At 59.4% G+C, this 421-nt stretch carries 1 protein-coding gene; it reads left to right on the top strand.

Annotated features, from left to right (window positions below; all coding sequences use genetic code 11):
- Positions 1–387 (top strand): outer membrane protein (locus tag AB4072_RS17140; protein ID WP_441969943.1); only part of this gene is annotated, 387 nt, incomplete at its 5' end.
- Positions 388–421 lie beyond the last annotated feature (34 nt).

Genomic DNA, 421 nt, shown 5'->3' with positions numbered 1-421 from the left:
GACCTCGGTCACCGGAACAACGACGTGTTCGTGGGCACCTTCGGCTTCAACAACAAGAGCAGCGACAACTACTTCGGTACTGTTCGCGTGCGTGCCGGTTACGCCTTCGATCGCGCTCTGATCTACGCCACCGGCGGTTTCGCTTACGGCGATGTCGGCGGCAACAGCTTCAACAGCAGCAGCTCGAACGGCGGCTGGACAGTCGGCGGCGGCGTCGAGTACGCCTTCACCAACAACCTGACGGCCAAGATCGAAGGCTTGTTCGTGAGCCTGGAGCGCGGCAGCGATCGCTTCTTCGTCAACGAGTTCGACTTTGGCGGCAACCGCAAGAACAACGAGTTCGGTGTTGTTCGCGCTGGCCTGAACTACAAGTTCAGCAGCTACTAAGATCTGTCCTCGCGGATGGAAAAAAGCCCGGTGG

It is taken from the genome of Microvirga sp. 2MCAF38 (genome assembly GCF_052115485.1).
GTDB lineage: Bacteria > Pseudomonadota > Alphaproteobacteria > Rhizobiales > Beijerinckiaceae > Microvirga.
The sequence above is the reverse complement of the archived record's forward strand: the minus strand, read 5'-3'. Positions and strand labels throughout refer to the sequence as shown.